Source organism: Soonwooa buanensis (assembly GCF_900167905.1).
GTDB lineage: Bacteria > Bacteroidota > Bacteroidia > Flavobacteriales > Weeksellaceae > Soonwooa > Soonwooa buanensis.
Window position 1 is genome coordinate 317,796 of the sequence record NZ_FUYZ01000003.1, and the last position, 25,184, is coordinate 342,979.

Sequence of the window (25,184 nt, forward strand, 5' to 3'; positions counted from 1 at the left end):
CAGCTTCGTCTACTTCAATATGGACTCGCTATATTTGGATAAAATGGCTGAAAAACAATCTGCTTCACTTACCGAAGTCGTCAAAAATTACGGCTCGCAATTGCTGCGCTTTATCAAGGGTAAAGTGAGCAAAGTTGAGGATGCGGAAGATATTTTGCAGGAAGTATGGTATCAGACCAGCCGTTTGACCAACATCGACGATTTGGAAAATGTGAGTGCTTGGCTGTATTCGGTCACACGTAACAAAATCACCGACAATTACCGAAAAAAGAAAAGCGACTCACTGGAAGATTACGTATACGAGGACGAAGACGGAAGTTTTAGCATCAAAGAAATTCTTTTGGCGGATGACTCCAATAATCCCGAGTTAAAGATGTTTAAAGATATTTTTTGGGACGAATTGATGAAAGCTTTGGAAGAACTTCCCGAAAATCAGCGTCGCGTTTTTATTCAGAATGAAATAGAAGACCGTACTTTGCAGGAAATTGCGGACGAGGAAAATGAAAACCTCAAGACAATTATCAGCCGAAAAGGTTATGCTGTGAAGCATCTTCGCGTAAAGTTAAGACATTTGTACAACGAACTTAAATATTAAAATGAATCCGAGATTTAGACATAGAAGCAGAAAAAAATTTTGGCTTGCCTTTCCGATTGGTATTGGCTTGGCGTTTTTGTTGGTTTGGTTTGTGCAATGGCTTTGGAATATGCTTTTGCCCGATATTTTGGGTGTTAAAAGTATATCCTATTGGCAAGCTTTCGGAATATTGATTTTGTCCAAAATTTTGTTTGGAGGTTTTCGTTGTGGCGGAGGGAAAAGACATTTTGGAAATAAATTTAACCGAGAAATGCCTCAAATGACGGATGACGATAAAGAACGTTTCCGAGAAGAATGGCGTAAGCGCTTCGGCGATCGTTGCAAGTTTGGTAGATAAATATAAACTCCCAAAATCGACAGGTTTTGGGAGTTTTTTTTCTTTAAAGTAAGTTCTTGAATTGTAAAAATGTCCGTCAGTTCGAGTAGATTTTACAAAAATCGTATCGAGAACTCAATATATTTCTTTACTAAAAGTTCTCGATACAAAATCTCTTATATTTTTACTCGAACTGACGATTGAATATCAAGGGTGTTTTAATATAGATTCCTCCTTCGTTGGAATGGCAATGTATTGTTAATTAGGCGCTTAGATGTGTTTAAAGAAAAATTTTAAAAATTTTAAAGTAAAACAAATTTTGCTGCGTCTTCCATAAAAAGGCCTTTAGAATTACAAACTTTAAAATCAAAAAAATGAAAAATAAAATGCGTTTTTTATTACCAAGATTAGTCGGAGTTACGATTATCGCTGGTATCGCAACATTAATAATCGGGACGATTTTCAAACTGCTTTTGTTAGGAACTGTCGCAGCAGGCATCGGAACTTTAGTCGCTCGTAAATTTGCCAAAAGAAGACAGCGCGAGTATATCAATTATTACGATAATTCGCCAATAAGTTTCGAGAGAAATTCTGAGCAAAACTACGCGGTTCAACCAAATTTTAAAGCTTCAAGATCTGAAAATCTTGCCATTATCCCAATTCAATAATTTATCAATATTAAAAATTAAACAATATGTTTTCAACAAATCAAAATACAAGAAGTAAAAAAGACCATTGCAGAGATAATTTTAACCAAAAATTCGACAGATGTCGCGACAAATTTTTTAGCTCGAATCATCCTTTTAAAGAAGCTGTAGCTGAAAAATTGAGTGCGCATAAACCTGTTAATATTTCGGAGAACGAAGATTATTTTGCTTTACAACTTTTCGCAGCAGGATTGAAAAAAGAAGCTTTTAATGTTTCCATTAAAAACAATGTTTTGAAAATCGCTTACAACGAAACGCAAACTTCGGAACCTCAAAATATCGTTTATCAAGAATATTATCCAACAAGCTTCGAGCGTTCTTTTCAATTAACAAGTAAAGTGAAATCCGAAGTTGTTTCAGCATCTTATGAAGATGGAATCTTAACGATTATTTTACCAAAAGATCCAGAACATAATTTGCCTGCGCAAAAAATTGACATTCACTAAGACGTCGATTTCTGTAAAACTAAATTTAAAATTATATATCTTAAACTCCAGCTTTTGTTGGAGTTTTTTGTTTTGAACTAATTTAAAAAACCACCCCGTCTTGGAGTGGTTTTAATTTTATATTGAAAGCAAAGTTAATTCGCTTCCATTCTTTTAATTAAATTCAATGCAGAACCTGCTTTGAACCAATCAATTTGTTGGTCGTTGTACGTGTGATTTGCCATAACGATATCTTTAGTTCCATCGTTGTGAACGAATTCTAAAGTCAATTGTTTTCCTGGCGCAAATTTGTCCAAATCAAGGAAGTTAACAACATCATCTTCTCTTACTTTGTCGTAATCGGCTTTGTCAGCGAATGTAAGACCCAACATACCTTGTTTTTTAAGGTTGGTTTCGTGGATACGAGCGAAAGATTTTACCAAAACTGCTTTCACGCCAAGATGTCTCGGCTCCATTGCAGCGTGCTCTCTTGAAGAACCTTCACCGTAATTTTCGTCACCAATAACAATCGAAGGAACGTGAGCCGCTTTGTATGCTCTTGCAACTGCAGGAACTTCACCATAAGCGCCAGTTAATTCGTTCTTCACATTATTAGTTTCCATGTTGTAAGCGTTTACTGCTCCAATCAACATATTGTTCGAAATATTATCCAAGTGACCTCTGTATTTCAACCAAGGTCCAGCCATAGAAATATGGTCGGTTGTACATTTTCCGAAAGCTTTAATTAAAACAAAAGCTCCTGTAATATTCAATCCGTCCCAAGCTGGGAATTCTTCTAACAATTGAAGTCTATCCGAAGTTGGACTAACAACAACTTGTACATTAGAACCATCTTCAGACGGCGCTTGATAACCGTTATCGTCCACTGCGAAACCTTTTGCAGGAAGTTCAGAACCTTTTGGCTCGTCTAATTTCACTTGCTCACCAGCTTCGTTCGTTAAAGTATCTGTAATTGGGTTAAAATCTAATCGACCCGAAATTGCAACCGCCGCAACCATTTCTGGAGAAGCTACGAAAGCGTGTGTGTTCGGGTTTCCATCCGCTCTTTTCGCAAAGTTTCTGTTGAATGAGTGGATAATTGAGTTTTTCTCCGCTTTTTCAGCGCCTTCTCTGTCCCATTGCCCGATACAAGGTCCACAAGCGTTGGTGAAGATTCTTGCATTCTCAAATTTTCTAAATGAATCTAAGAAACCATCTCTTTCCGCCGTGAATTTCACTTGTTCAGAACCTGGGTTGATTCCTAAAATCGCTTTTGGCTTCACACCTTTAGCAACCGCGTCTTCAACGATAGAAGCTGCTCTTGATAAATCCTCGTAAGACGAGTTGGTACAAGAACCGATTAATGCCCATTCAACTTCCAAAGGCCATCCGTTAGCTTCCGCTTTGGCTCTGAATTCAGCAACTGGAGTCGCTAAATCTGGCGTGAAAGGTCCGTTAAGGTGTGGAGTCAATTCAGAAAGGTTGATTTCAATAACTTGATCAAAATATTGTTCTGGATTTGCATAAACTTCAGCATCACCAGTTAAGTGCTCAGCTACTTTATCAGCAGCGTCAACAACTTCTTGTCTTCCTGTGGCAGCCAAATATCTTCTCATGGAATCATCGTAACCGAAAGTAGAAGTCGTAGCTCCGATTTCCGCTCCCATGTTACAAATCGTTCCTTTTCCAGTTCCAGAAAGAGATTCTGCACCTTCACCGAAATATTCAACGATACAACCAGTCCCACCTTTTACGGTTAAAATACCAGCAACTTTTAGGATAACGTCTTTTGCAGAAGTCCATCCGCTCATTTTACCCGTTAATTTAACACCGATAAGTTTTGGCATTTTCAGTTCCCAAGCCATTCCAGCCATTACGTCAACAGCATCAGCACCACCAACTCCGATGGCTACCATTCCTAAACCACCTGCATTAACAGTGTGCGAGTCGGTACCAATCATCATTCCGCCCGGGAAAGCGTAGTTTTCTAAAACCACTTGGTGAATAATCCCCGCTCCTGGCTTCCAGAAACCGATTCCGTATTTATCACAGACAGAACTTAAGAAGTTGAAAACCTCCGAGTTCTTATTAATTCCTTCTTGTAAATCTGCTTCAGCACCAACTCTCGCTTGAATCAAGTGATCGGCGTGCGCTGTAGATGGAACCGCAACTTTCGCTTTTCCAGCTTGCATAAACTGCAATAACGCCATTTGCGCCGTCGCATCCTGCATCGCAACTCTGTCTGGTGCGAAATCTACATACGAGTTTCCTCTTTCATAAGCTTGTGTTGCGTTACCTTCCCAAAGGTGTGCATAAAGAATTTTCTCAGCAAGTGTCAAAGGTTTTCCCACAACTTTTCTCGCAGCAGCGATTCTTTCTGGGTAACGTTCATACACTTTTTTGATCATATCAAGGTCAAAAATCATACTTTAATTTTTTAATATTATACTTTGAAATGTTTTAAAATCGACTTCTAAAATTAGTGATAATTTAGAACTTATTCGGTTTCAGTTTGTTATTAAGATTGATTTTAAATAAGAATCAAAATTGATAATTTGATTTCTTTATTTTGAATTGAAATTGATTTTAAAAGTGTAAATTAAGATGAGAATTTTATGCCATAAATCCAAAATTTTAGTTGAAAATACCTATCGTAGCAATTTTTGAAATTTTCATTGATAAAAAAAGACTGCCCAAATCGAGCAGTCTTTTGTATGTATTCAAAGATTTCTTAGTGACAAGAAATCGGTGTGAATTTCGTTAAATTGATACCCTCAACAGCATCTTGGTATTCTTCGATATTCGGAATTCTACCCAAAATAGCCGAAAGAACAACCACTGGAGTAGAAGCCAATAAAGATTCCCCTTTTTTGCCATCTCTGTCTTCAACCACACGACCTTGGAAAAGACGCGTAGAAGTCGCCATTACGGTGTCTCCTTTTTCCGCTTTTTCTTGGTTACCCATACAAAGGTTACATCCCGGACGCTCCAGATACATGATGTTTTCGTATTCTGTACGCGCTGCATTTTTCGGTGCATCGTCATTAAATTCGAAGCCAGAATATTTTTGAAGCATTTCCCAATCGCCTTCTGCTTTTAATTCGTCGATAATGTTGTAAGTCGGCGCCGCAACCACTAAAGGTGCATTGAATTTAACTTCACCTTCTTTTTTCTCAACATTTCTCAACATTTGAGAAACGATTTTAAGGTCATCTTTATGAACCATACAAGAACCTACGAAACCTAAATCTACCGCTTTTGTCCCTCCGTAATACGTCAAATCACGAATTGTGTCGTGCGTATAACGTTTAGAAACATCGTCGTTGTTTACGTCTGGATCGGCAATCATTGGTTCGTTGATGATATCCAAATCAATCACAACTTCAGCATAATATTTTGCATTTGCATCAGGTTGAAGCGCTGGTTTAGAACTAGATTTAATTTCTTCAATACGATGATTTGCTTTATCGATAAGACCTTGAAGAACTTTATTATGATTATCCATTCCTTTATCAATCATAATCTGAATTCTAGATTTTGCGATTTCTAAAGATTGAATTAATGTATCGTCTTGTGAAATACAGATTGACGCTTTCGCTTTCATTTCCGCCGTCCAGTCAGTAAATGTAAAGGCTTGGTCTGCCAACAAAGTACCGATATGAACCTCGATAATTCTTCCTTGGAAAACGTTTTCGCCATCAAATTGCTTCAACATTTGCGCTTGAGTTGCATGAACCACATCACGGAAATCCATGTAAGGTTTCATTTCACCTTTAAAAGTTACTTTCACAGATTCTGGAATTGGCATAGACGCTTCACCAGTCGCTAAAGCCAAAGCCACAGTCCCTGAATCCGCTCCAAAAGCAACGCCTTTAGACATTCTCGTGTGCGAATCTCCACCGATGATAATTGCCCATTCGTCAATCGTAATGTCATTCAAAACTTTATGAATAACGTCTGTCATTGCATGATATTCACCTTTTGGATCTCTTGCTGTAATCACTCCAAAATCATTCATAAATTTCATCAATTTAGGAATGTTGGTTTGCGCTTTTTTGTCCCAAACCGAAGCCGTGTGACATCCCGATTGGTAAGCGCCATCAACGATTGGCGAAATAACAGTCGCTGCCATAGATTCAAGCTCTTGAGCCGTCATCAAACCAGTTGTATCTTGAGAACCAACGATGTTTACTTTAACACGAACGTCAGAACCTGCGTGCAATGTTTTTCCTGGAGTCACCCCAACAGCATTTTTGTTGAAAATCTTTTCAACAGCTGTTAAACCTTGACCGTCTTTTGAAATTTCTTTTGCTGGAGCAAAAACAGTTGGCGCTTCAACACCTAAAGTTTGAGCTGCGAAAGTTTGAATTTTCTTTCCGAAAACAATCGCATAAGAACCACCAGCTTTGATGAATTCCATTTTTTGCGGAGTTAAAGAACGAGCGATGTCGATTAATTCTTGGTCGCCGTTGTATAATTTTTGAGTTTTCGTATTAATTGTTAAAACCGTACCTGTCGCAACAGAATAAACCTCTTCTAAAATTGGTTCATCGTTTTCGTTACGAACAACATTTCCGTTTTCGTCTACTTTTTTAGTCCAGTTTTTAAGGTCAATTCCGATACCTCCTGTTACATCAACGGTTGTTAAGAAAATCGGCGAAATACCATTCGTTCCACCAACAATCGGTGCAATATTCACGAAAGGTACGTAAGGACTCGCTTGTTTCCCTGTCCAAAGTGCAACGTTGTTAACCCCCGACATACGAGAAGAACCAACGCCCATTGTTCCTTTTTCTGCGATTAGCATCACGCTTGCGTCAGGATGTTGCGCTTGTAACGCACGAATTTGCTCCTGAGCTTCTGGCGTAATCATACATTTACCGTGCAATTCTCTATCAGAACGCGAGTGCGCTTGGTTCCCTGGCGACAATAAATCTGTAGAAATATCCCCTTCACCAGCGATGAATGTTACGATTTTAATTTCTTCTGCAACTTCTGGAAGTTTTGTGAAGAATTCTGCTTTTGCATAGCTTTCAAGTATGTCTTTTGCAATCGCGTTTCCAGATTTGTAAGCATCTGCTAAACGCGCTGTATCTGCATCATACAAGAAAACCTGAGTTTTAAGAACTTCAGCAGCTTGTTTTGCAATCGCTTCATCATTTCCTAAAGCCAAATCCAAAAGAACTTCAATAGAAGGCCCACCTTTCATGTGCGACAACAATTCGAAAGCGAAACTTGGTGTAATTTCCGCAACTGCAGTTTCACCAAGAATGATTTCTTTCAAAAATTTAGCCTTTACACCAGCTGCAGGCGTCGTCCCCGGAAGCGTGTTGTAAATTAAAAACTGAATAGAATCTGCTCTGTTCGGGTTGTTAGAATCTTTGATTTGTGCGATGATTTCGCTTGTAAGTTCTGCTCCGTCAATTGGTTTTGGATGCAAACCTTGACCTTTTCTTTCTTCAATCTCTTGAATATAATCTGTATAAACGCTCATAATATGTAGAAGCTTTTGCTTGTAATTTTATTTAAAACTAAAAGTGAATTCAGTTGATTATTAAATTATTCTATAAATTGCAGCCAAAAATACGATTTTTTATACTTTTTATAAATTTAATTCATTCAGTTTTGAAATAAGTACAATTAGTTTTTATCTATATTTTCTTGTTTCTGTTTGTAATTAGTTGATATTTAATATCTTAGTAATTGGTTTGAGTTTGGAAATTGTAAAAAATATTTAGCGAATATTCGCTAATTTATGATTTAGGGAATGAAAATTAAATGGTTTTTGAGCGTATTGTTAATTGGTGTTTTGTTGGTTTATTTTTTTATAAATCCAGCAAATTCTGATTGGGCGATTAAATGTCCCTTTAAAGCTATAACTAACTACGATTGTCCTGGTTGTGGCAGTCAGCGGGCTTTCCACGAATTGTTGCACGGGCATTTTAGAAGTGCTTTTGTTTTGAATCCGCTTTTTGTGGTTGCGGTTCCATTTTTTTTGATTTTTCTTGTTTTTCAGGTTGGTGATTTAAAAACAAAGTATTCGAAATTTTACAATTTGTTGTTTGGGTTTAAAAGTATTCTTATTTATTTAATTATTGTTTTAATATTTTTTGTTGTCCGAAACACAGGATTTTATACCGTATTTATTAATTCAATTTAGTTTTTGAAATCAACTTATTTTTAAAATTTCATTAACAGATCTTCAAAAAATCAAATTTATTTTTCATAAGTTTGCAACACGGAAAAAGGGGTGCCCTAGAAAGGCTGAGATTATACCCTAAGAACCTGGGCGGGTAATGCTGCCAAGGGAAAAATAAACGGCTTGGCTGTTTGGTGCATCCTTTTATTCCAACAAATATTGTGTTAGAATGAAAGGATTTATTTTTTTATCGGCTCTTAGTATCGGAGCTTTCAGTTTTGCTCAATCCAAGCAAGATACAATCAAGGAGATAGAGCAAGTTCGTGTTTTCAAAAAACTACCAGTTTCTAAAGAAATTATCAATGTTCAGAGAGATCTTGATGCCAAAAATCTTGGACAAGATTTACCCATTTTATTGAAAAATCAAACTTCAGTTATATCAACTTCAGATGCTGGTAATGGCGTTGGCTACACAGGTTTTAGGATTCGTGGTGTTGCGGGGACGAGTATTAATGTAATGATGAATGGTATTCCGTACAACGATTCCGAAAGTCAAGGGACTTTCTTTGTCAATGTTCCGGACTTGACAAGTTCGGCATCACAAATCGTTATTCAGCGTGGTGTTGGGACATCAACAAACGGAGCTGCAGCTTTTGGAGCGAGTGTTAACATCGTTTCTAAAGATCCCGAAAAAGAATTTTATGTAAAAACCGATGACAGTTATGGCTCGTTTAATACTTATAAATATTCTGCCGAAATAGGTTCTGGAAAGTTCTGGAAAGACCGATTGTCATTGATGGGACGTTACACCAAGATCCACTCGGATGGTTATATCGATCGTGCATTTTCTGATCTTAATTCCTATAGTTTTGCGGCACTATTTGAAGAAGATAAAACTAGAATTCGCTTGATGGCTTTTGGCGGAAAAGAGAAAACTTATCAAGCATGGAATGGTATTGACAAAGCGATGTATGAGAAGGATAGACGTTATAATTATTCTGGGGCGATTTATGATGCAAGTTGGGAAAGTATAGTTGGTTTCTACGATAACGAAACAGATAATTACAGACAAAATCATTATCAATTACTTTGGGAACAAACTTTTAATGACCATTGGAATCTCGAAACGACTTTACATTACACCAAAGGAAAAGGTTATTATGAAAATTACAAACAAGATGCTAAATTTTCAAAATATAACTTACCGAATATTTTAGTTGAAGGCTCAGAGATTAAGCGCTCAGACTTCATTAGAAAGAAATGGCTAGATAACGATTTCTATGGAGCAGTGTCAACTTTATATGGTAAATATGAAAATGCAGACATCAATATTGGCGTTGTTGCTAACCAATATTACGGAAGACATTTCGGGAATGTATCGGGTGTTTTCTTTCCAGAGATTAATGAACATGAGTATTACCGAAATAGAACGGTGAAGAATGAAATTTCTGGCTTTGTTAAAGGACTTTACAGAATTAGTGACTTTGAGTTGTTCGGAGATTTGCAAATGCGAAATGTGACTTATGATGCAAAAAATATTCAACAAGGTGACGGAGAAAGTTTTGATTTAAACAAAAAATGGACGTTCTTTAATCCTAAAGCTGGCGTTAATTATAGGATAAACGGCGGCAAGTTATTTTTGTCTTACGCTATCGCAAACCGAGAACCGAATCGTGACGACTTACAAGAAAACCCAAATACTAAAAACGAATTTCTACAAGATTGGGAACTTGGTTTAGAAAAACAATTTGGATCAGTGTTATCTTTTTCAGCGAATCTTTATTATATGCAGTACAAAGATCAATTGGTATTGTCGGGCGTTATTAATGATGTCGGGAATTTTATCCGTCAAAATGTTGACAAAAGTTACCGCGCTGGTATCGAGTTGGGTGCTTTGGCTAATGTTTCGAAAGACTTCCGAGTTAATGCAAACTTAAGTTTAAGCAAAAACAAAATTAAAGAAGTTAATGCTTCAAAAGATGATGCTGTTATCATTATTAAAGATGCAGAAACCTCTTTTTCTCCTTCTGTTATCGGGAATTTGGGATTGCAGTATGATTTTGGTGACGCTTTTACAATTGGTTTAACCAATCAATATGTTGGGAAGCAATATTTGGACAATACTCAAAACGAAAACTATCGAATTAAAGATTATTTCTTGACAGATTTTAATGCAAAATTTACATTGCAATTGCCAAGAACAACAGCAGAATTCAAGCTTTTGGTGAATAATGTTTTTGATCAAAAATATATTAACAATGGTTTTGTGTATGGCGATACGCCTTATTATTACGCACAAGCTGGTGTTAACTTTATGTTTGGCGTTTCTTTAAAGTTTAAATAATTGAACACTAATTAAATATCTCTGCAAAAGCATCTCAAAATTTTGGGGTGTTTTTGTTTTTATAAATTAATAATTAATTTGCCATCCTGTTATAAAATTATAAATTTGCATATTATGGACATTGCACAGCAAATTTTACAGGTTCTTAATGCTCAAGGTCAGCTTGAGCTAGCAGGATTGGGGATGCTTTCTCTTATCACTAAACATGCTGAATTGGATGTTCAGAATGATAAAATTCTGCCTCCAAAAAAAGAATTAATTTTTAATCTTGATCGTGGTCAAAAAGCTGATAATCAATTTAATGGTTTGTCGTCACAAATCTTAAAAGATCTTTTAGAAAATGGAAATTACGATCTTGCGGGTATTGGTAAATGGACAAACTTTGCAGGGAAAATCAACTTTGTTGCAGATTCTCAAATTGCAGGGAATGACTTTTACGGTTTCGAAGAAATTGAAGTGCCAAGAGTTGGTGCTGATGCGCCGCAGTTGATGCCAAGCCTTGATGAAGATTACAAATTTAACAAGTCTATTCTTTGGACATTTTTAGTGGTTATCCCGATTGCGGGGATTTTGTACGTCGCATTTACCCAAAAAGATAAACTCTTTGGGAAATCTTCTTTTAAAAGCGTTGAACTTTCAAAAATTGAAAAACAACCTACAAAACCTGCCGTTGTCGACTCGTTGAATGTAAAGCCGAGCGACTCGATTAAAAGCGATTCTTTATCGCAACCAATTAACAATACAATCAAATAATATATGCAAAAATCAAAAAAAGCAGCGGAGTCGCTTACGGTTATGACGAACATCGTTTTGCCTAACGAAACCAACTCGTTGCGTAATCTTTTCGGTGGAGAATTGCTTTCCAAAATGGATCGTTGTGCTTCTATTTCGGCGGCTCGTCATTGCGAAAGACGTGTGGTAACGGCCTCTGTTAATCACGTTTCGTTTAACCATCCGATTCCTGAAGCGGGGATTGTTGTTTTGGAATCAAAAGTGACGCGTGCTTTTTCAACATCGATGGAGATTTATGTTGATGTTTGGTTGGATGATCCCATTAACCAAAGAAAAATTCACACTAACGAAGGTATTTACACTTTCGTGGCGGTTGATGAGTTTAACAAACCAGTTCCGATTCCTGCATTAGAGCCAGAAACGGAAGAGGAGAAAAAAAGATTCGACGCGGCACTTCGCAGAAAAGAATTGTCATTAATCCTTTCTGGAAGAATGAAAGCGACAGATTCTGTCGAGTTAAAAAAGCTATTCGCTGGAGAAATATAATACGACGGAAGATTTATCTTCCGTTTTTTTATCATTAAAAATGAAGTAGATATGAAAGCAAAGATTTTATTATTAGATAAAAATCATCCATTAATTGACCAGCAATTGTTGGCGCAAGGATTTGTTTTGGACGAAGATTTTAGTTCGAGTTACGATGAGGTTTTAAAAAAAATAAACGATTACGACGGCATTATTATTAGAAGTAGAATTCCGATTGATGCTAATTTTCTGAATCAAGCTAAAAATTTAAAATTCATAGCGCGCGTTGGCGCTGGTATGGAAAATATCGATTGTGAAACCGCCAAAGCTTTAAATATTGAATTAATAAATTCTCCCGAAGGCAATCGCGATTCTGTTGCGGAACATGTTTTGGGAATGTTATTGATTTTAATGAATCGTTTGTTTATCGCTTCCAATGAAGTTAAAAACGGAATTTGGCTTCGCGAAGAAAATCGTGGCGACGAACTTTTAGGCAAGACTTTCGGAATTATCGGCTACGGAAATATGGGTAAAGCGGTTGCTAAACGATTGTCGGGTTTTGGTGTTGAAGTTATTTTTTATGATATTTTACCCAATCTATCGGATGAATTTGCAACACAAGTTAGCTTGGAAGAATTGCAAAAACGCGCTGATATTTTGAGTCTTCATATTCCGTTGACAAATTTGACGCATTATATGATTGATGAAAATTTCATTAATAAAATGGAAAAAGATTTTTATTTAGTGAACACAGCGCGTGGTAAAAACCTGAAAACTTCATCTTTGGTTGAAGCTCTTAAATCTAAAAAAGTAAAAGCTGCCGCACTTGATGTTTTAGAATACGAAAAATCTTCTTTCGAAAAATTAGATGTTGAAAATGATGATTTAAAATATTTATTAAATTCTGACAATGTCATCGTAACGCCACATATCGCTGGTTGGACGCATCAAAGCAAAGAAAAATTAGCGCAATTTATCGTAGATAAAATTTTGAAACTTTATAATATTTAACGGAATAAAGTATTTCTTTCAAAGAAAATCATAAGAAGCTTAAATTATTTTAGGCTTCTTTTTTTGTAATTAATTTAACATAAAATAACATTTTCGGGTGGCTCATTTCTTTTTACAAATCCATAATTTAGCGATTCTGTTAATTGAAAAAATGTAAGGAACAATGAAGAAATCCAAAGGTGTGTTTTTATTAGTGATGTTGTTGTTATTTTTTAGTTGTAAAAAAGACAATTCACCTACGGAAAAAGAAGCTTATCAAAGCAAATTACCCAATTATTCTAACGTCAAACTCGATAAAGTTTTCACTGATGAAGATCGCGAGCTTGACAACAAAGATCAAATCGTTTCGCAAATCGATAATTACTATAAAACAGTCTGGGAAAACGGAAATCTTAGCGGAAGTTTTTTAGTGGCAAAAGGCGACGAAATTTTGGTTGAAAAATACCGTGGTTTCGGTAGAGAAAACGAGCAAATGCCGATTGATAAAGATACGCCACTTCATGTTGCGTCGGTTAGTAAGACGATGACAGCAATGGCGGTTCTCAAATTAATCGAAGCTGGTAAGTTGAGTCTCGAAGATGATTTAACCAAGTTTTTTCCAAAATTTCCGTATCCTAATATTACGGTTTTTAGCTTGTTGTCGCAACGTAGCGGACTTCCGAAATATGAGCATTTTGATCAATCTGTAAAACCAGCGCCAGCAGAACTTCAAAAGAAATTTATCACCAACCAAGATGTTCTTAATATTTTGGAACGTGACAAACCAGAATTGGCAAGGCCGAGCAATACGGGTTTTATGTATTGCAACACGAACTTTGCGATGTTGGCTTTAATTGTTGAAAAAGTGACAGCGACCAAATTTCCTGAAGCGATGCAAGAGATTTTGTTCAAACCATTGCACATGGATCACACTTATATTTTTCAGGAAAAAGATATTCCGACAGCTTCGCAATCCTTTTATAATGGACAAAATAGATTATACCCGCTTGATCATTTTGACCTAATCTACGGTGATAAAAATGTCTACACAACGCCCAGAGATTTGTTGAAATTCTCAACTGCAATGTTTTCTAAAGACTTTTTAAAACCAGAATTAAAAGCTAAAATCTTTGAACCTTACAGTAATGAAAAAGCTGGTGTTAATAATTATGGTTTAGGTTTCCGAATGAAAATCTTTGACGAAAATAATAAACTGACTTATCATAATGGTTGGTGGCATGGTAGTAATGCAGTTTTTGTTCATCTTTTAAAATCTAAGGTGACGATAATCGCTATCGGTAACAAATATTCACAGCGAGTTTATTCGGCAATGGCGTTGTCGGGCTTGTTCGAGCCGTTTCCGTTTGAGATTGAAAAACTTAATAAAGTTATGAACGGCGACAAACCTACTAATGAAAATGCGGATTCTGTCAATGTGAGTAACACGAATTATTCAGAATAAAAAACATATAAAGAACTAAGAGCTTGTGTGAAATTTTATTGCTAAAATTTTAATAACTATTTTGAGATGGGTTTTTTATTTCATATTTGAAGATTTAGCGGGCTAAATCAAAAATGAGAAGTGAAAAATTGGCTTAAAAGAGCATTAAATTTAGCAAAGATTATTTTGAAATGAGATGATGTAATTTCGTTAAAATTTTTAAACAAGCTCTTATTCGTATTTTCCGTTTTAGTTTTTTTATTTTTGCAGTATAAATACCATAATGAAGAAGATTTTTTTTCTTTTCCTCATCAGTTTGTTGATGCTGTCTTGCGCACGTGTTGGTTCTCCCAACGGCGGTGCCAAAGATACAATTCCGCCAAAAATGTTGTTTAGCAATATCGATACAACGCGTGTTAATGTGCCTGTGACAACTAAAGAATTGCGCATTGAGTTTGATGAATATATCAAGCTAAAAGATATTAACAAAAACCTGATTATCTCGCCACCGATCAAGAATATCAAAAAGATTTTGCCCGCTAATCTTGGGACGAAATTTTTGATGATCCAATGGAGCGATACGCTTAAAGAAAATACGACTTATAATTTCAACTTCGGGAATGCAATTAATGACCTTAACGAAGCTAACGTTTTACCATATTTTAATTACGCATTTTCTACTGGTCCCGAGATTGAAGATAATTATCTGAGCGGAACTTTGGTAGATGCACTCGGTGAGAAAAAATCCGAAGGTAAAGATGTTAATTATGTTGTAGGACTTTATCAGGTTAAAGACTCGATGGACTATCGTCAAAAGCCTTACTATATTACGAATGTTGATCCAGATGGTTATTTTGAACTTAATTATTTATCGCCAGGAAAATATAAAATTCTAGCTTTTGAAGATCAAAACGGAAATTCGATTTTTGATAATGGAAAAGAAAAATTTGCCTTTTCTAAAGATGATGTTGTCATCGAGGACAAGAAAAATATTTCTGGGACAAAACTGAAACTTTATCCAAGTGTTCCGCCGATTAAATATAAAGAATACAAACAGACAAATGGCGGCATAATGTTGCTGTACGAAGGAAAACCTGAGAATGTTGAGGTGACTTCTGCGTCGGCCAATCTCAAAGATTACAAAGTCACGCATCGTCCAAAGTCGGATTCGGTGTTTGTTTGGTTTGATGCAATTGCGCAAAACATTGGTGTTGATAAAAGTGATAACTTAAAATTAGCTTCAAAAACGGTTGTTAAAACAGATTCTGTTTCGGTTTATTATAAAAATGATCCAAAAGCGGAAATGATTTTAGCAAGTGGATCGGACAAAGTTTTAGCGCCAAATACATTATTTAAAATTAAAGCTAATTTTCCTGTGTCAGAAATTCAATCGGACAAATGGAGATTGACTTCGGATAGTATTTCGCAAAGTTTTACGGCAAGTATTTCTAAGACGAATAGCGACGATATTGTTATTAATTCTGATTTTAAAGCTGGGAAATCTTATCAACTTTCCATTCCAAAAGAAAGCGTGAAGTCTTTTTATAAATCTATCTCTAAATCTTATCGTCTCGATTTCGAAATCGGAAAACCTACAGATTTTGGAACTTTTAAACTTGAGATTTCCAATGCGCCGACGTCACACTTTTGGGTACAAATGCTGAATGAAAAAGGCGATGTCCAATATCAACAATATACTAAGGAGAATGTTGTCTATTTTAAAAACTTAAAACCTGGTGATTATTTTCTTCGTATTTTGGTGGATAATAATGATGATGCTTATTGGGAAACGGCCTCCTTTGCTGAGAATCGATATGCGGAGGATGCTTATTTGTTTAAAAAAGGAAAAGATCAAAATCCGATGACCAAAGTTAATATTCGACCGATGTGGGAAATTAACGAAAAGTGGGATCTTAACGCTGAAACACAAGGGAATTGAAAAAGATTTTAAGAATTTTAATTGTTGTAATTGTAATATTTGGATTGATACAATTAATTCCGATTGATAGAGTTAATGAACCTATCAAAAAAGAGGAGAATTTTGTAGATAGTTATAAAGTTAGTCCGCGTGTCAAGAACTTAATAATTGCGGCTTGTTACGATTGTCATTCTAACGAGGTTAAATATCCAGATTATGCTTATGTAGCGCCAATTTCTTGGATGGTGAAAGATCATGTGTCGGAAGGTCGCGAGCGTCTTAATTTTTCCAAATGGGGGACTTATAATAATTTTCAAAAAGAAGGGATGATGGAGAAAAGTAGTGCAACAGTGGAAAATTATACGATGCCGTTGCCTGCGTATATCTCAAAACATCCCGAAGCTAATCTTAGTAAGGCAGATCGAGAATTGATGGCAAATTTTTTCCGTGAAGTTCTTAAAGATTTAAAAGAAAAATAAATTTTTACTATCAAATCACCAATCGTAAATAAAACTAAACATGAATTTTGAAGATTTTATCATTGCTCCAAAACCCATAAAAACTGAAGAATGGCAATTGGGCGCTCATATCGCAAATGAAATTTTAGAAGACAGCATTGTGTTGTTGTTTGTTTCCGATAATCGTGGTGCGCGTGGCGATGCTGAGGTTCAGGATTTTATGAATGTTCGTCGCGAGTTTTACAGATTGTCAAAATTGGATTTCGAAATTCCGATGGTGGATTTGGGCGATTTGGTATCTGGTAAAAGTCTAGAAGACACGCATTATATTTTGCAAGAAGTACTTTCTGCTTGTCATTACAAACGTGCGATTCCAGTTGTGGTTGGCGGTTCTACGGATTTTGCGTATTCACTTTATGCCGCTTTAGATTTTCATTATAAAAAGATAAATTATACGCAAATCAACAATGTTGTGTCTTTGGCGCAAGGTGACGAAATTAATGAGCGTAATTTTTTAAGTAAAATTTTGGGTTCCAAAAACTTCGAGATTCAAAATTATCACCATCTTGGTTATCAAAAACATCTTAACGAATTAGACTCTGTTAAATTGATAAAAGAAGTTCAGTTTGATGTCATTCGTTTGGCAGAAATGATGAATTCTACAGAGCGGACCGAACCTTATTTTAGAAAAACAGATTTAGTGACGATTAATTGTGATGCCATCGAAAGCGGTATGGATCCTTTCTCGATAAATCCTCAAGTTAACGGACTTAACAAGCGCGAAATTTGTGCTTATATGAAGGAAATCGGTCTTAGTGAAAATCTAAAATCTGTCGGCATTTTTAATTTTAATATTTATTCTGACGATCGAATGAATCATCAGCTTTTGGCGCAAATGATTTGGTATTTGATAGAAGGGATCAATATTCAACGATCACATCCTAAAGAACGAAAATTCGAAACTTATTGGGTGATGGTTGGCGAAGAAAGTCATGCTTTCCAACGTGATACTTTTAGGAATCTTTGGTATTTTGGGGAAGATGAGGATTCTAATAATTTAATTCCGTGTTCGCGCTCAGATTTTGAAGAGGCAAAAAGAGGTTATTTGGGCGAACGTTTTACTAGAAAATAAAAAATATGCGACCAAAAGTTTCGGTAATTGTTCCCGTTTATAATGTTGAAATTTACCTTGAAAAATGTCTTAATTCGTTAATTAATCAACAACTTTCTGATATTGAAATTATTGTTGTTAATGACGGTAGCAAAGATAATTCGCAACAGATTATTGATGATTTTGCAAATCGTTTTCCTGAAAAAATCAAAGCTTTTACTAAAGAAAATGGCGGTCTTAGCGACGCTCGTAATTTTGGATTAAAACATTGTACCGGCAATTATATTGGTTTTGTGGACAGTGATGACTATGTCACGGAAGATATGTTTGCAGAAATGTACAATTTGGCACAAAAACACAATGCCGAAATGGTTATTTGTAATTTGCAGAAAGTTGATCAATTCGGAAATGTTACTCAAAAGTTGACGCAAATCCCAAATATGCCAGAGAAAATTGACTTGAGTGAGCATTTTTTTGTGTTTTCTGATTTGAGCTATTTTGCTTGTAATAAAATTTTTAGAGCTGATTTGTTTTCGGAAAAAACGTTTAAAAAAGGAATTCATTTCGAGGATATACAGTTAATTCCACAGCTTTTGTTGAATTGCAAAACAATTGCACAAACTCAGAAATTCCATTATCAATATCTAGAACGCACCGATTCTATAACCAAAACACATACTTTGAAAGGCCTTGATATTCTTAACGCTGTTAAAGATGTTGAAGTTGTGTTTAAAAATTCTAGTTTTTCTAACCGAACAATTGAGCTTAAGAATTTCCAGATTCTAGAAGGTGTTTATACTTTTTTAGCTTATTTGGCTTTTGTTAAAGATAAGTCTACATATCTGCAAATGCGAAATGCACTTTCAATTTTTATGAAGGAACGTCAAATATCAAGAAATGATGTTTTTGCTTACAAAAGATTTGGAGAAAACTACTTTTCTAGCTTACCAATAACGAAGCGAATTTATTATTTAATTCAATTTTTTGTACCAGTAGGTTTGCATAAAATTATTATTTCGAAATTATCTAAATAGCTATTAGAAGTTGCTTTTACTATTTAGATTAAGTCGTAATTTGAAATTTTAATACAGTTTTTTTAATTTCAGTAAAGCTATCTTGTGTTTTTTTTAAATCAATGTCAGCTTATTAGGTATTTATTAGTATTTTTGCCAGAAGATGAGAGCTTAGGCTAAAAATCTAACACACAACACATGATGAAAATTTACGATTACAAACGATGGACAAGATAGATTTTGTACAAAATATGGATTTTGAATCTGTCTTTGTATTAAAGATGGTGCTAGGGTTCATTATTTCTTTTTTACTAACCTATTTTACGATACCTTCTATTATAAAGATTTCGCGCCGAAAAAATTTGATGGATGAGCCTACTATGAGAAGTTCTCATCAAAGAAAAATTCCGAATCTTGGTGGAATTGCGATTTTTTTTGCGCTTGGTGTTTGTGCGCCAATTTTCGCCTACGAATTGTTTGATCAATACAAGTTTTTGTTTGCATCACTAGTTATTTTATTTTTTATTGGTGTAACTGACGATATCGTTGTTATGAGGGCGTATAAAAAATTAATTGCGCAGATAATAGTTTCGGTATTGGTTGTAGTAGGATCTGATGTACGAATAAGAAGTTTTTTTGGACTTTTCGGTATTTTTGAGTTGAATTACTACTTCAGTATTTTTTTTAGTGTTTTAACTTTTATTATTTTAATAAATGCTTTTAATTTAATTGACGGTATAGATGGACTTGCAGGAGGATATAGTATTTTATCTAGCGGTCTTTTTGCCTTTAGTTTTTATAGATTGGGAGAATATAATTTTCCTTTAGTGGTTTTTTGTGTAATTATTATTGGCTCGGTATTGGGCTTTTTAAGGTATAACCTGTCAAATGTGCGTAATCACAAAATATTTATGGGGGATACTGGCTCTATGATTTTAGGCTTTTTATTAGCTTTTACAGCAATTAATTTTATAGATGTGTTTATAGATAAGGGAGATTTCTCCATACCGCATTATCATTTGCTTTCAGCTCCTGTGATTGCTCTTTCGATTTTAATACTACCGATTGCTGATACATTTTCAGTTATCCTTATTAGACTTATAAAACGCAAATCTTTGTTAAAGCCAGATAAAAATCATCTACATCATAGGCTGCTAGATTTGCATTTAACACACCGTCGTGCGACTTTAGCAATATGTGTAATTTATCTGTTGGTAATTGCTATTGTATATTTTTTAAGACAAATGAATGTTAATTTGTTATTTTTGATTGTGTTTTCGATTGGGATGTTTTTATCCTTTTTACCTTTTTTATTAAAAAAACTTTTTGATAAATAATTATATTTGATTATATTTTATTATGATGCGGAAATTATATTTATATCTCGTTTTGTTGCTAATGTTTGTGAGTTCTTGTGTTTCTAGAAAGGATATTACTTATATTCAGCCAAGCGCAAGTTTAACAATAAATGAGGATGGTCTTATCCCTTATAACATTCAAGAATATCGTATAACGAAGAATGATATTTTAGGTCTTAACATTATCACAACGCCGAAAGGGGATGCTGCACAATTTTATTCTAGTTATAATGTGTCAGCTGGCGAGTCTGGAGGTGGAGGATTGAATCCTGCCACGGGTGCTGGTTCTACAAGTGGCTCCGGAGTAGGATCTAATGTAGGTAATTCTAGGTTTTATTTTAATGGGATAAAGGTTGATTCTAAAGGCGATATTTATGTTTTCGGTATAGGTTTTATAAAAGCAGAGGGTAGAACTTTAGAAGATATAAGTCAAGAAATTCAGACAAAAGTTAATGAGAATTTTTTAGAAGGAAAATCTGAAGTTCGAGTTACTATCGATGGTATTAACTATTATATTCTTGGTGACATGGAAGGCACTGACTTGACTGGTGCAAAAAAAGCGCACGTACAACAGCTTAATATATTAGAGGCTATATCTGCTAATAATGGTCTTAACAGAACTATAGACAGAAAAAATATTACTCTTCTTCGTAAATATCCAGAAGGTATCAAACGTATTAAGTTGGACTTAACGAGAGAGGATGTGATGAATTCGCCTTACTTTTGGTTGCAAAATGGTGATATGATTATGTTAAGTACAAATAAGAAAGCAATTTCTGGTTTTGGAAAAGAACCTCTGCAGAGTTTATCAACAGGTGTTACTTTGTTGACAACAGTTTTGTCTATTTATTTGATTTTTACGAAGTTATAATATGATCCCAGATAATAATAAAAAACAAGTAGAGGTTGAGGAAGAAGTTAAATCAAAATCATTTAGCTTGTTTGATCCTATGCATTTTGTACATAGGTTATTAAAAAATTGGTATTGGTTTGTTATCCTCGGCATGCTTGGTTATGCCATTTCATATTTTTATAGTAAGTATTATGCACAACGAGTATATGAGTCAAATTTATCTTTAAGTATTTCTAATAATACCGCTAGTTATTTTACTCCCAATCAGTCAATTAACTTTATTTGGGGGCAGACAGGAAATCAAGATGGAGTATACATCAAAAAGATTTTGATGTCAAGAAGCCTTAACGAGTTTTTGGTTAATAAACTGGATTTGTATACCAACTATACAACAAAAGGACTTATTAAACAGACTTATCTGGATCAAGATGATTCGCCAGTAATTCTTAAAATTGATAAAGCACATGCGCAGCAAGTTAATTATCAAATTACATTAAAAGCAAAAGGAGGAGATAAATATGAAGTTATCCTGCCAGAGGAAGGAGAATCTACATCGTTGTATAATTATCAAACCGAATCTTATCAAAGTGTATCTCCATATAAAAGGCCAGCTAATAAGATTATCGGGATTGATGAATGGTATACGTCGCCCAATCTTAGATTTAAGTTAGAACGAAATCCTATTCCTAGTGCTGTAAAATTTGATAATATTAATGTTACATTAGTTACTGTAAATGCTGCGGTTAATGGGATAATTTCATCTTTGGGTGTTAAATTTGATCCAGAACTTCCATCCATTATGATAATTAGCAAAAGTGGTTACAATCTTAATGGTACTGTACGTTTTCTAAATATTGCTATCGAAGAGTTGATTAAAAAACGACTAGAGGATGCTAATACTGTAGATAAAAACACATTAGAATATCTAAGCAAAAATATAGGTGAAGTTCGTGCAAAATTAGACTCAAGTTCGACAAAGTTTAATCAGATTAAGATTGATAATAAGCTTTACGATATGAGTAATCTTGATGCAAAAACTTACGAAGAACTTAAAAAATTAGAAACTGATCGTGCAGCACTCATTTCTAAAATGAAAAATCTTGATCAGGTTAGAAATGTAGTAAGCTCTAATAACATCGAAAAAATAATCAATATCAGTTCTGCTGGGATTGAGGATGGTGCATTTACAGCTTCGGTATCAGAGTTGAAAGCGCTCTATGCTAAGCGTAGAGAAATGGCGACAATTTATACTCCCGATTCGGAGCCAATGCGCGAAATTAATAGACTAATTAACGAGGCCAGAAATAATTCTACCAGCGGACTAAGACAATATTATCTAAAGTTTGATGAGCAGTTAGCTGATATCAATAGCCAAGTTGAGAATATTGACAAACAACTCTATACTTTGCCAGAGAAGGAGCGACAATTTTTAGATGCTCAAAGAGGATATAATATTATCGAAGCTACCTATAACACTTTGTTAAGTGAACAAGCAAAAGCACAAATGCGAATTGTTTCTAACAAAAGTAATTTGACAATTATCGATAAGGCAAAAAATCTTGGACAAGGTCCTATTGCGCCTAATGTCAAGGCAATTCAAAGTGGTATTATTGGCGGATTGTTAGTAATTCCTCTTTTGTTAATTGCGTTGTCCGAAATCTTGGATAATCGTATTCGTAATATTAAAGAAGTTGTTAATGTTACTAAAATTCCGTTATTAGGTGTTATTGGTAAGAATGCAGAAGACAGTAATCTTAGTGTATTAGATCGACCAAAATCTTCTATTGCAGAAGCTTTTCGTGGTGTTAGATCCAATCTCAAATTTTTGGTTGATGAGTCAAAAACTAGCAAGGTTATTTTGATAACATCATCTATTAGTGGAGAAGGAAAAACTTATAATTCTATGAATCTGGCAACAGTATTAGCCATCAGTGGAAAGAAGACGGTTTTATTGGGGATGGATTTGCGAAAACCAAAGATTTTTGGAGATTTTAAATTCACTAATAAAAATGGTATATCCAATTATTTGACTGGCGAGGTTGGCTTAGAACAAATTATTAACTCAACACAAGTCCCAAGTTTGGATATTATTACTTCGGGACCTATTCCACCAAATCCTTCGGAATTGTTATTGGGAGAACGTAATGAAAAATTGTTAGAGGCTCTTAGACAACAATATGAGTATATTATTATAGATTCACCTCCGGTGGGGTTAGTTGCAGATGCATTCGAAATCATGAAATATGTCGATGCAACTGTGTATATCGTACGACATGAATACACAGAAAAATATATGCTCAATCTAATTAAAGATAAATTAGCTAAAAAAGAGGTCTCTCATATTGGACTTATCTATAACGACTACGAAGCTAAACAAGGTTATGGCTACGGTTATGGTTACGGCTATGGTTATGGCTACGGCTATGGTTACGGCTATGGTTATTTTGAAGAAGATGCAGATTACAAAGAGCCTGGAATTATTAAGTTAAGAAACAAAATACGTAAGCTTTTTAAGAGGAACTAAATGCTCCGAGATTGCAATTACAAACTGTATTTTTAAATGATTTAATAATATTTTTAAAAAATTGCGTTATTTAATTAACTTATTTTAATGAGATCAATTGTTTTTTAACGAAATTTTAAGAAGTTTCCTAACCTAAAAATGTGTTATATTTGCACCAATTTTTAGGGAGAAATTATCCCCAAAGAATATGAGACTAAGATTTTTTTATACTTTTTTCCTTGCAGTTGTAGCCCTTTTTAGTACCAATACTATCAAGGCACAAAGACATGAAGTTGGTGTACAAGCAGGGATGAGTAACCTTGTGGGCGATATTGGCCGTACAGGTTTTATATTGCAAAAACCAATTCTTGATAAAAAACTTACCCTAGGAGTTCCTTTATACATAGGTGCAATTTACCGTCTCAATGTTAATCCTCAACAGTCTATTAGACTTAGTGCAGGATATAGTAATGTGCAGTTTAGTGATTTGCACGCTGCCGAAAATTATAGAAGGATGAGAAAGCTTTATGGTAATAACTCTATTTATCATGCCGATTTAACATTCGAATATTATTTTTTCGATATTAATGATGAGCATAAAAGCAAAGTAAGTCCTTATGTTTTTGCTGGGATAGGAGGTATGATGTTTAATGTTGTTAAATTAACAGATTTGCAAGAGCAAAATGGTGTACCACAACCAACTTACGAATCTGCTAAAAAAATATCTATGGACTTGCCTTTTGGTGTAGGTCTTAAGTATAAATTCAATTATAACTGGGCATTATCTGCAGAGGCGACTTTTAGACAGACTTTCTCAGATGCAATTGATTATAGCACGATTGTTTCTAATGTGGAAGGTGTACCAGATACTTTCCGACAAATAGGAAATCCAAATTCTAACGATTGGATTAATTCTGCAACAATCATTTTATCATATTCATTTGGACGACCGCCTTGTTATTGTAAATAATCACATGTCAGATTTAAAAGAAAAAATAGATAAGGCGAATTTGCCACAACATGTTGCTATCATTATGGATGGCAATGGTCGTTGGGCAAAAACAAGAGGAGAACAAAGAACTTTTGGTCATCGTAATGCTATCGAAGCTGTTCGTAATGCGATTAATGCGTGTAACGAAATCGAGATTCCTTATCTTACATTATATACTTTTTCAACAGAAAATTGGAAGCGTCCAACAGACGAGGTTGATACATTGATGTCTTTGTTGTCAGAATCTTTGCTTAACGAAGCTGAAGAAATCTACACCAAAGGACTTAGACTTCATTTTATTGGAGACATTGCAAAGCTTCCTGATCTTGTGAGAGAGCAGTTGCTTAACCTTGTAGATCTTACAAAAAACAATAAAGGTGGGAATCTTATATTGGCGCTCAATTACGGAGCGCAACATGAGATTTTGAAAGCGGTTAAAGAAATAGCTTCTGATGTTAAAGATGGTAAAGTAGCCATTAATGACATAGATGATAAACTATTTGAAAATCATCTATATACAAAAGATTTCCCACCAGTAGATCTTATGATTCGTACCAGTGGAGAGATTCGTATTAGTAATTTTATGCTATGGCAAATAGCTTATGCTGAGCTACAATTCTTGGATGTATTGTGGCCAGATTTTAGTAAAGACATATTTTTCCAATGTATATTGGATTATCAAAATAAAGAAAGACGTTACGGGATGACTAGTGAGCAAGTCAAGTAACAATTTGGGATTTAGCGATTGAAGAACTCAGGAAGAGA

Annotated in this window: 21 protein-coding genes; 19 read left to right on the forward strand and 2 right to left on the reverse strand. The window is 34.9% G+C overall.

The features are described from left to right. The first annotated feature begins 19 nt into the window (after nucleotides 1-19). From B5X62_RS06755 to B5X62_RS06770, 4 genes are all read left to right on the forward strand, one after another. Nucleotides 20-595: an RNA polymerase sigma factor gene (locus tag B5X62_RS06755; protein ID WP_079666646.1), complete on the forward strand. Its 576-nt coding sequence runs from the start codon at nucleotides 20-22 to the stop codon at nucleotides 593-595. 1 nt (nucleotide 596) lies between these two features. After that, the gene (locus B5X62_RS06760) at nucleotides 597-932 is read left to right on the forward strand and encodes a hypothetical protein (RefSeq protein ID WP_079666647.1); all 336 of its coding nucleotides are present in this window, start codon (nucleotides 597-599) and stop codon (nucleotides 930-932) included. Between the two features lie 353 nt (nucleotides 933-1,285). Further along, nucleotides 1,286-1,579, forward strand: a complete 294-nt coding sequence (locus B5X62_RS06765) for a hypothetical protein (RefSeq protein WP_079666648.1) — start codon at nucleotides 1,286-1,288, stop codon at nucleotides 1,577-1,579. 26 nt (nucleotides 1,580-1,605) lie between these two features. Then, nucleotides 1,606-2,064: an Hsp20/alpha crystallin family protein gene (locus B5X62_RS06770; protein WP_079666649.1), complete on the forward strand. Its 459-nt coding sequence runs from the start codon at nucleotides 1,606-1,608 to the stop codon at nucleotides 2,062-2,064. A gap of 134 nt (nucleotides 2,065-2,198) precedes the next feature. On the opposite strand, the gene B5X62_RS06775 is transcribed toward B5X62_RS06770, so the two are convergent. Next, entirely contained in the window at nucleotides 2,199-4,469 is a 2,271-nt protein-coding gene (locus B5X62_RS06775; RefSeq protein ID WP_079666650.1) for an aconitate hydratase, read from the reverse strand. Between the two features lie 305 nt (nucleotides 4,470-4,774). Next, nucleotides 4,775-7,537, reverse strand: a complete 2,763-nt coding sequence (locus tag B5X62_RS06780; protein WP_079666651.1) for a bifunctional aconitate hydratase 2/2-methylisocitrate dehydratase — start codon at nucleotides 7,535-7,537, stop codon at nucleotides 4,775-4,777. A gap of 273 nt (nucleotides 7,538-7,810) precedes the next feature. Between B5X62_RS06780 and B5X62_RS15750 the strand changes: the two genes are divergently transcribed. The 15 genes from B5X62_RS15750 (at nucleotide 7,811) to B5X62_RS06855 (ending at nucleotide 25,146) form a co-directional block, all read left to right on the forward strand. Next, nucleotides 7,811-8,203: a DUF2752 domain-containing protein gene (locus tag B5X62_RS15750; protein ID WP_079666652.1), complete on the forward strand. Its 393-nt coding sequence runs from the start codon at nucleotides 7,811-7,813 to the stop codon at nucleotides 8,201-8,203. 208 nt (nucleotides 8,204-8,411) lie between these two features. Further along, nucleotides 8,412-10,526 (forward strand): TonB-dependent receptor, encoded by a 2,115-nt coding sequence (locus tag B5X62_RS06790; protein ID WP_079666653.1) that lies wholly within the window; start codon nucleotides 8,412-8,414, stop codon nucleotides 10,524-10,526. Between the two features lie 114 nt (nucleotides 10,527-10,640). Continuing rightward, nucleotides 10,641-11,279 (forward strand): hypothetical protein, encoded by a 639-nt coding sequence (locus B5X62_RS06795; protein WP_079666654.1) that lies wholly within the window; start codon nucleotides 10,641-10,643, stop codon nucleotides 11,277-11,279. A gap of 3 nt (nucleotides 11,280-11,282) precedes the next feature. Then, nucleotides 11,283-11,804, forward strand: a complete 522-nt coding sequence (locus tag B5X62_RS06800; protein ID WP_079666655.1) for an acyl-CoA thioesterase — start codon at nucleotides 11,283-11,285, stop codon at nucleotides 11,802-11,804. A gap of 51 nt (nucleotides 11,805-11,855) precedes the next feature. After that, nucleotides 11,856-12,794: a 2-hydroxyacid dehydrogenase gene (locus B5X62_RS06805; RefSeq protein ID WP_079666656.1), complete on the forward strand. Its 939-nt coding sequence runs from the start codon at nucleotides 11,856-11,858 to the stop codon at nucleotides 12,792-12,794. 163 nt (nucleotides 12,795-12,957) lie between these two features. Then, nucleotides 12,958-14,235 (forward strand): serine hydrolase domain-containing protein, encoded by a 1,278-nt coding sequence (locus B5X62_RS06810; RefSeq protein ID WP_079666657.1) that lies wholly within the window; start codon nucleotides 12,958-12,960, stop codon nucleotides 14,233-14,235. A 262-nt stretch (nucleotides 14,236-14,497) separates the two neighbouring features. Beyond that, entirely contained in the window at nucleotides 14,498-16,153 is a 1,656-nt protein-coding gene (locus B5X62_RS06815) for an Ig-like domain-containing domain (protein WP_079666658.1), read from the forward strand. Next, on the forward strand, nucleotides 16,150-16,611 hold the full coding sequence (locus tag B5X62_RS06820) for a heme-binding domain-containing protein (RefSeq protein WP_185116712.1): 462 nt from the start codon (nucleotides 16,150-16,152) through the stop codon (nucleotides 16,609-16,611). The genes B5X62_RS06815 and B5X62_RS06820 overlap by 4 nt, the downstream gene beginning before the upstream one ends. Nucleotides 16,612-16,651: 40 nt before the next feature. Then, nucleotides 16,652-17,722 (forward strand): formimidoylglutamase, encoded by a 1,071-nt coding sequence (locus tag B5X62_RS06825; protein ID WP_079666659.1) that lies wholly within the window; start codon nucleotides 16,652-16,654, stop codon nucleotides 17,720-17,722. Nucleotides 17,723-17,727: 5 nt separating this feature from the next. Beyond that, on the forward strand, nucleotides 17,728-18,735 hold the full coding sequence (locus B5X62_RS06830) for a glycosyltransferase family 2 protein (protein WP_079666660.1): 1,008 nt from the start codon (nucleotides 17,728-17,730) through the stop codon (nucleotides 18,733-18,735). Nucleotides 18,736-18,938: 203 nt separating this feature from the next. Next, nucleotides 18,939-20,051, forward strand: a complete 1,113-nt coding sequence (locus tag B5X62_RS06835; protein WP_079666661.1) for a glycosyltransferase family 4 protein — start codon at nucleotides 18,939-18,941, stop codon at nucleotides 20,049-20,051. Between the two features lie 25 nt (nucleotides 20,052-20,076). Next, nucleotides 20,077-20,943: a polysaccharide biosynthesis/export family protein gene (locus tag B5X62_RS06840; protein WP_079666723.1), complete on the forward strand. Its 867-nt coding sequence runs from the start codon at nucleotides 20,077-20,079 to the stop codon at nucleotides 20,941-20,943. Nucleotide 20,944: 1 nt separating this feature from the next. Next, entirely contained in the window at nucleotides 20,945-23,449 is a 2,505-nt protein-coding gene (locus B5X62_RS06845) for a polysaccharide biosynthesis tyrosine autokinase (protein WP_079666662.1), read from the forward strand. 187 nt (nucleotides 23,450-23,636) lie between these two features. Then, the gene (gene porG / locus B5X62_RS06850; RefSeq protein ID WP_079666663.1) at nucleotides 23,637-24,398 is read left to right on the forward strand and encodes a type IX secretion system protein PorG; all 762 of its coding nucleotides are present in this window, start codon (nucleotides 23,637-23,639) and stop codon (nucleotides 24,396-24,398) included. 4 nt (nucleotides 24,399-24,402) lie between these two features. Further along, a complete protein-coding gene (locus tag B5X62_RS06855; protein WP_079666664.1) occupies nucleotides 24,403-25,146 on the forward strand; it encodes an isoprenyl transferase in 744 nt (247 codons plus the stop codon). The last annotated feature ends 38 nt before the right edge of the window (nucleotides 25,147-25,184 follow it).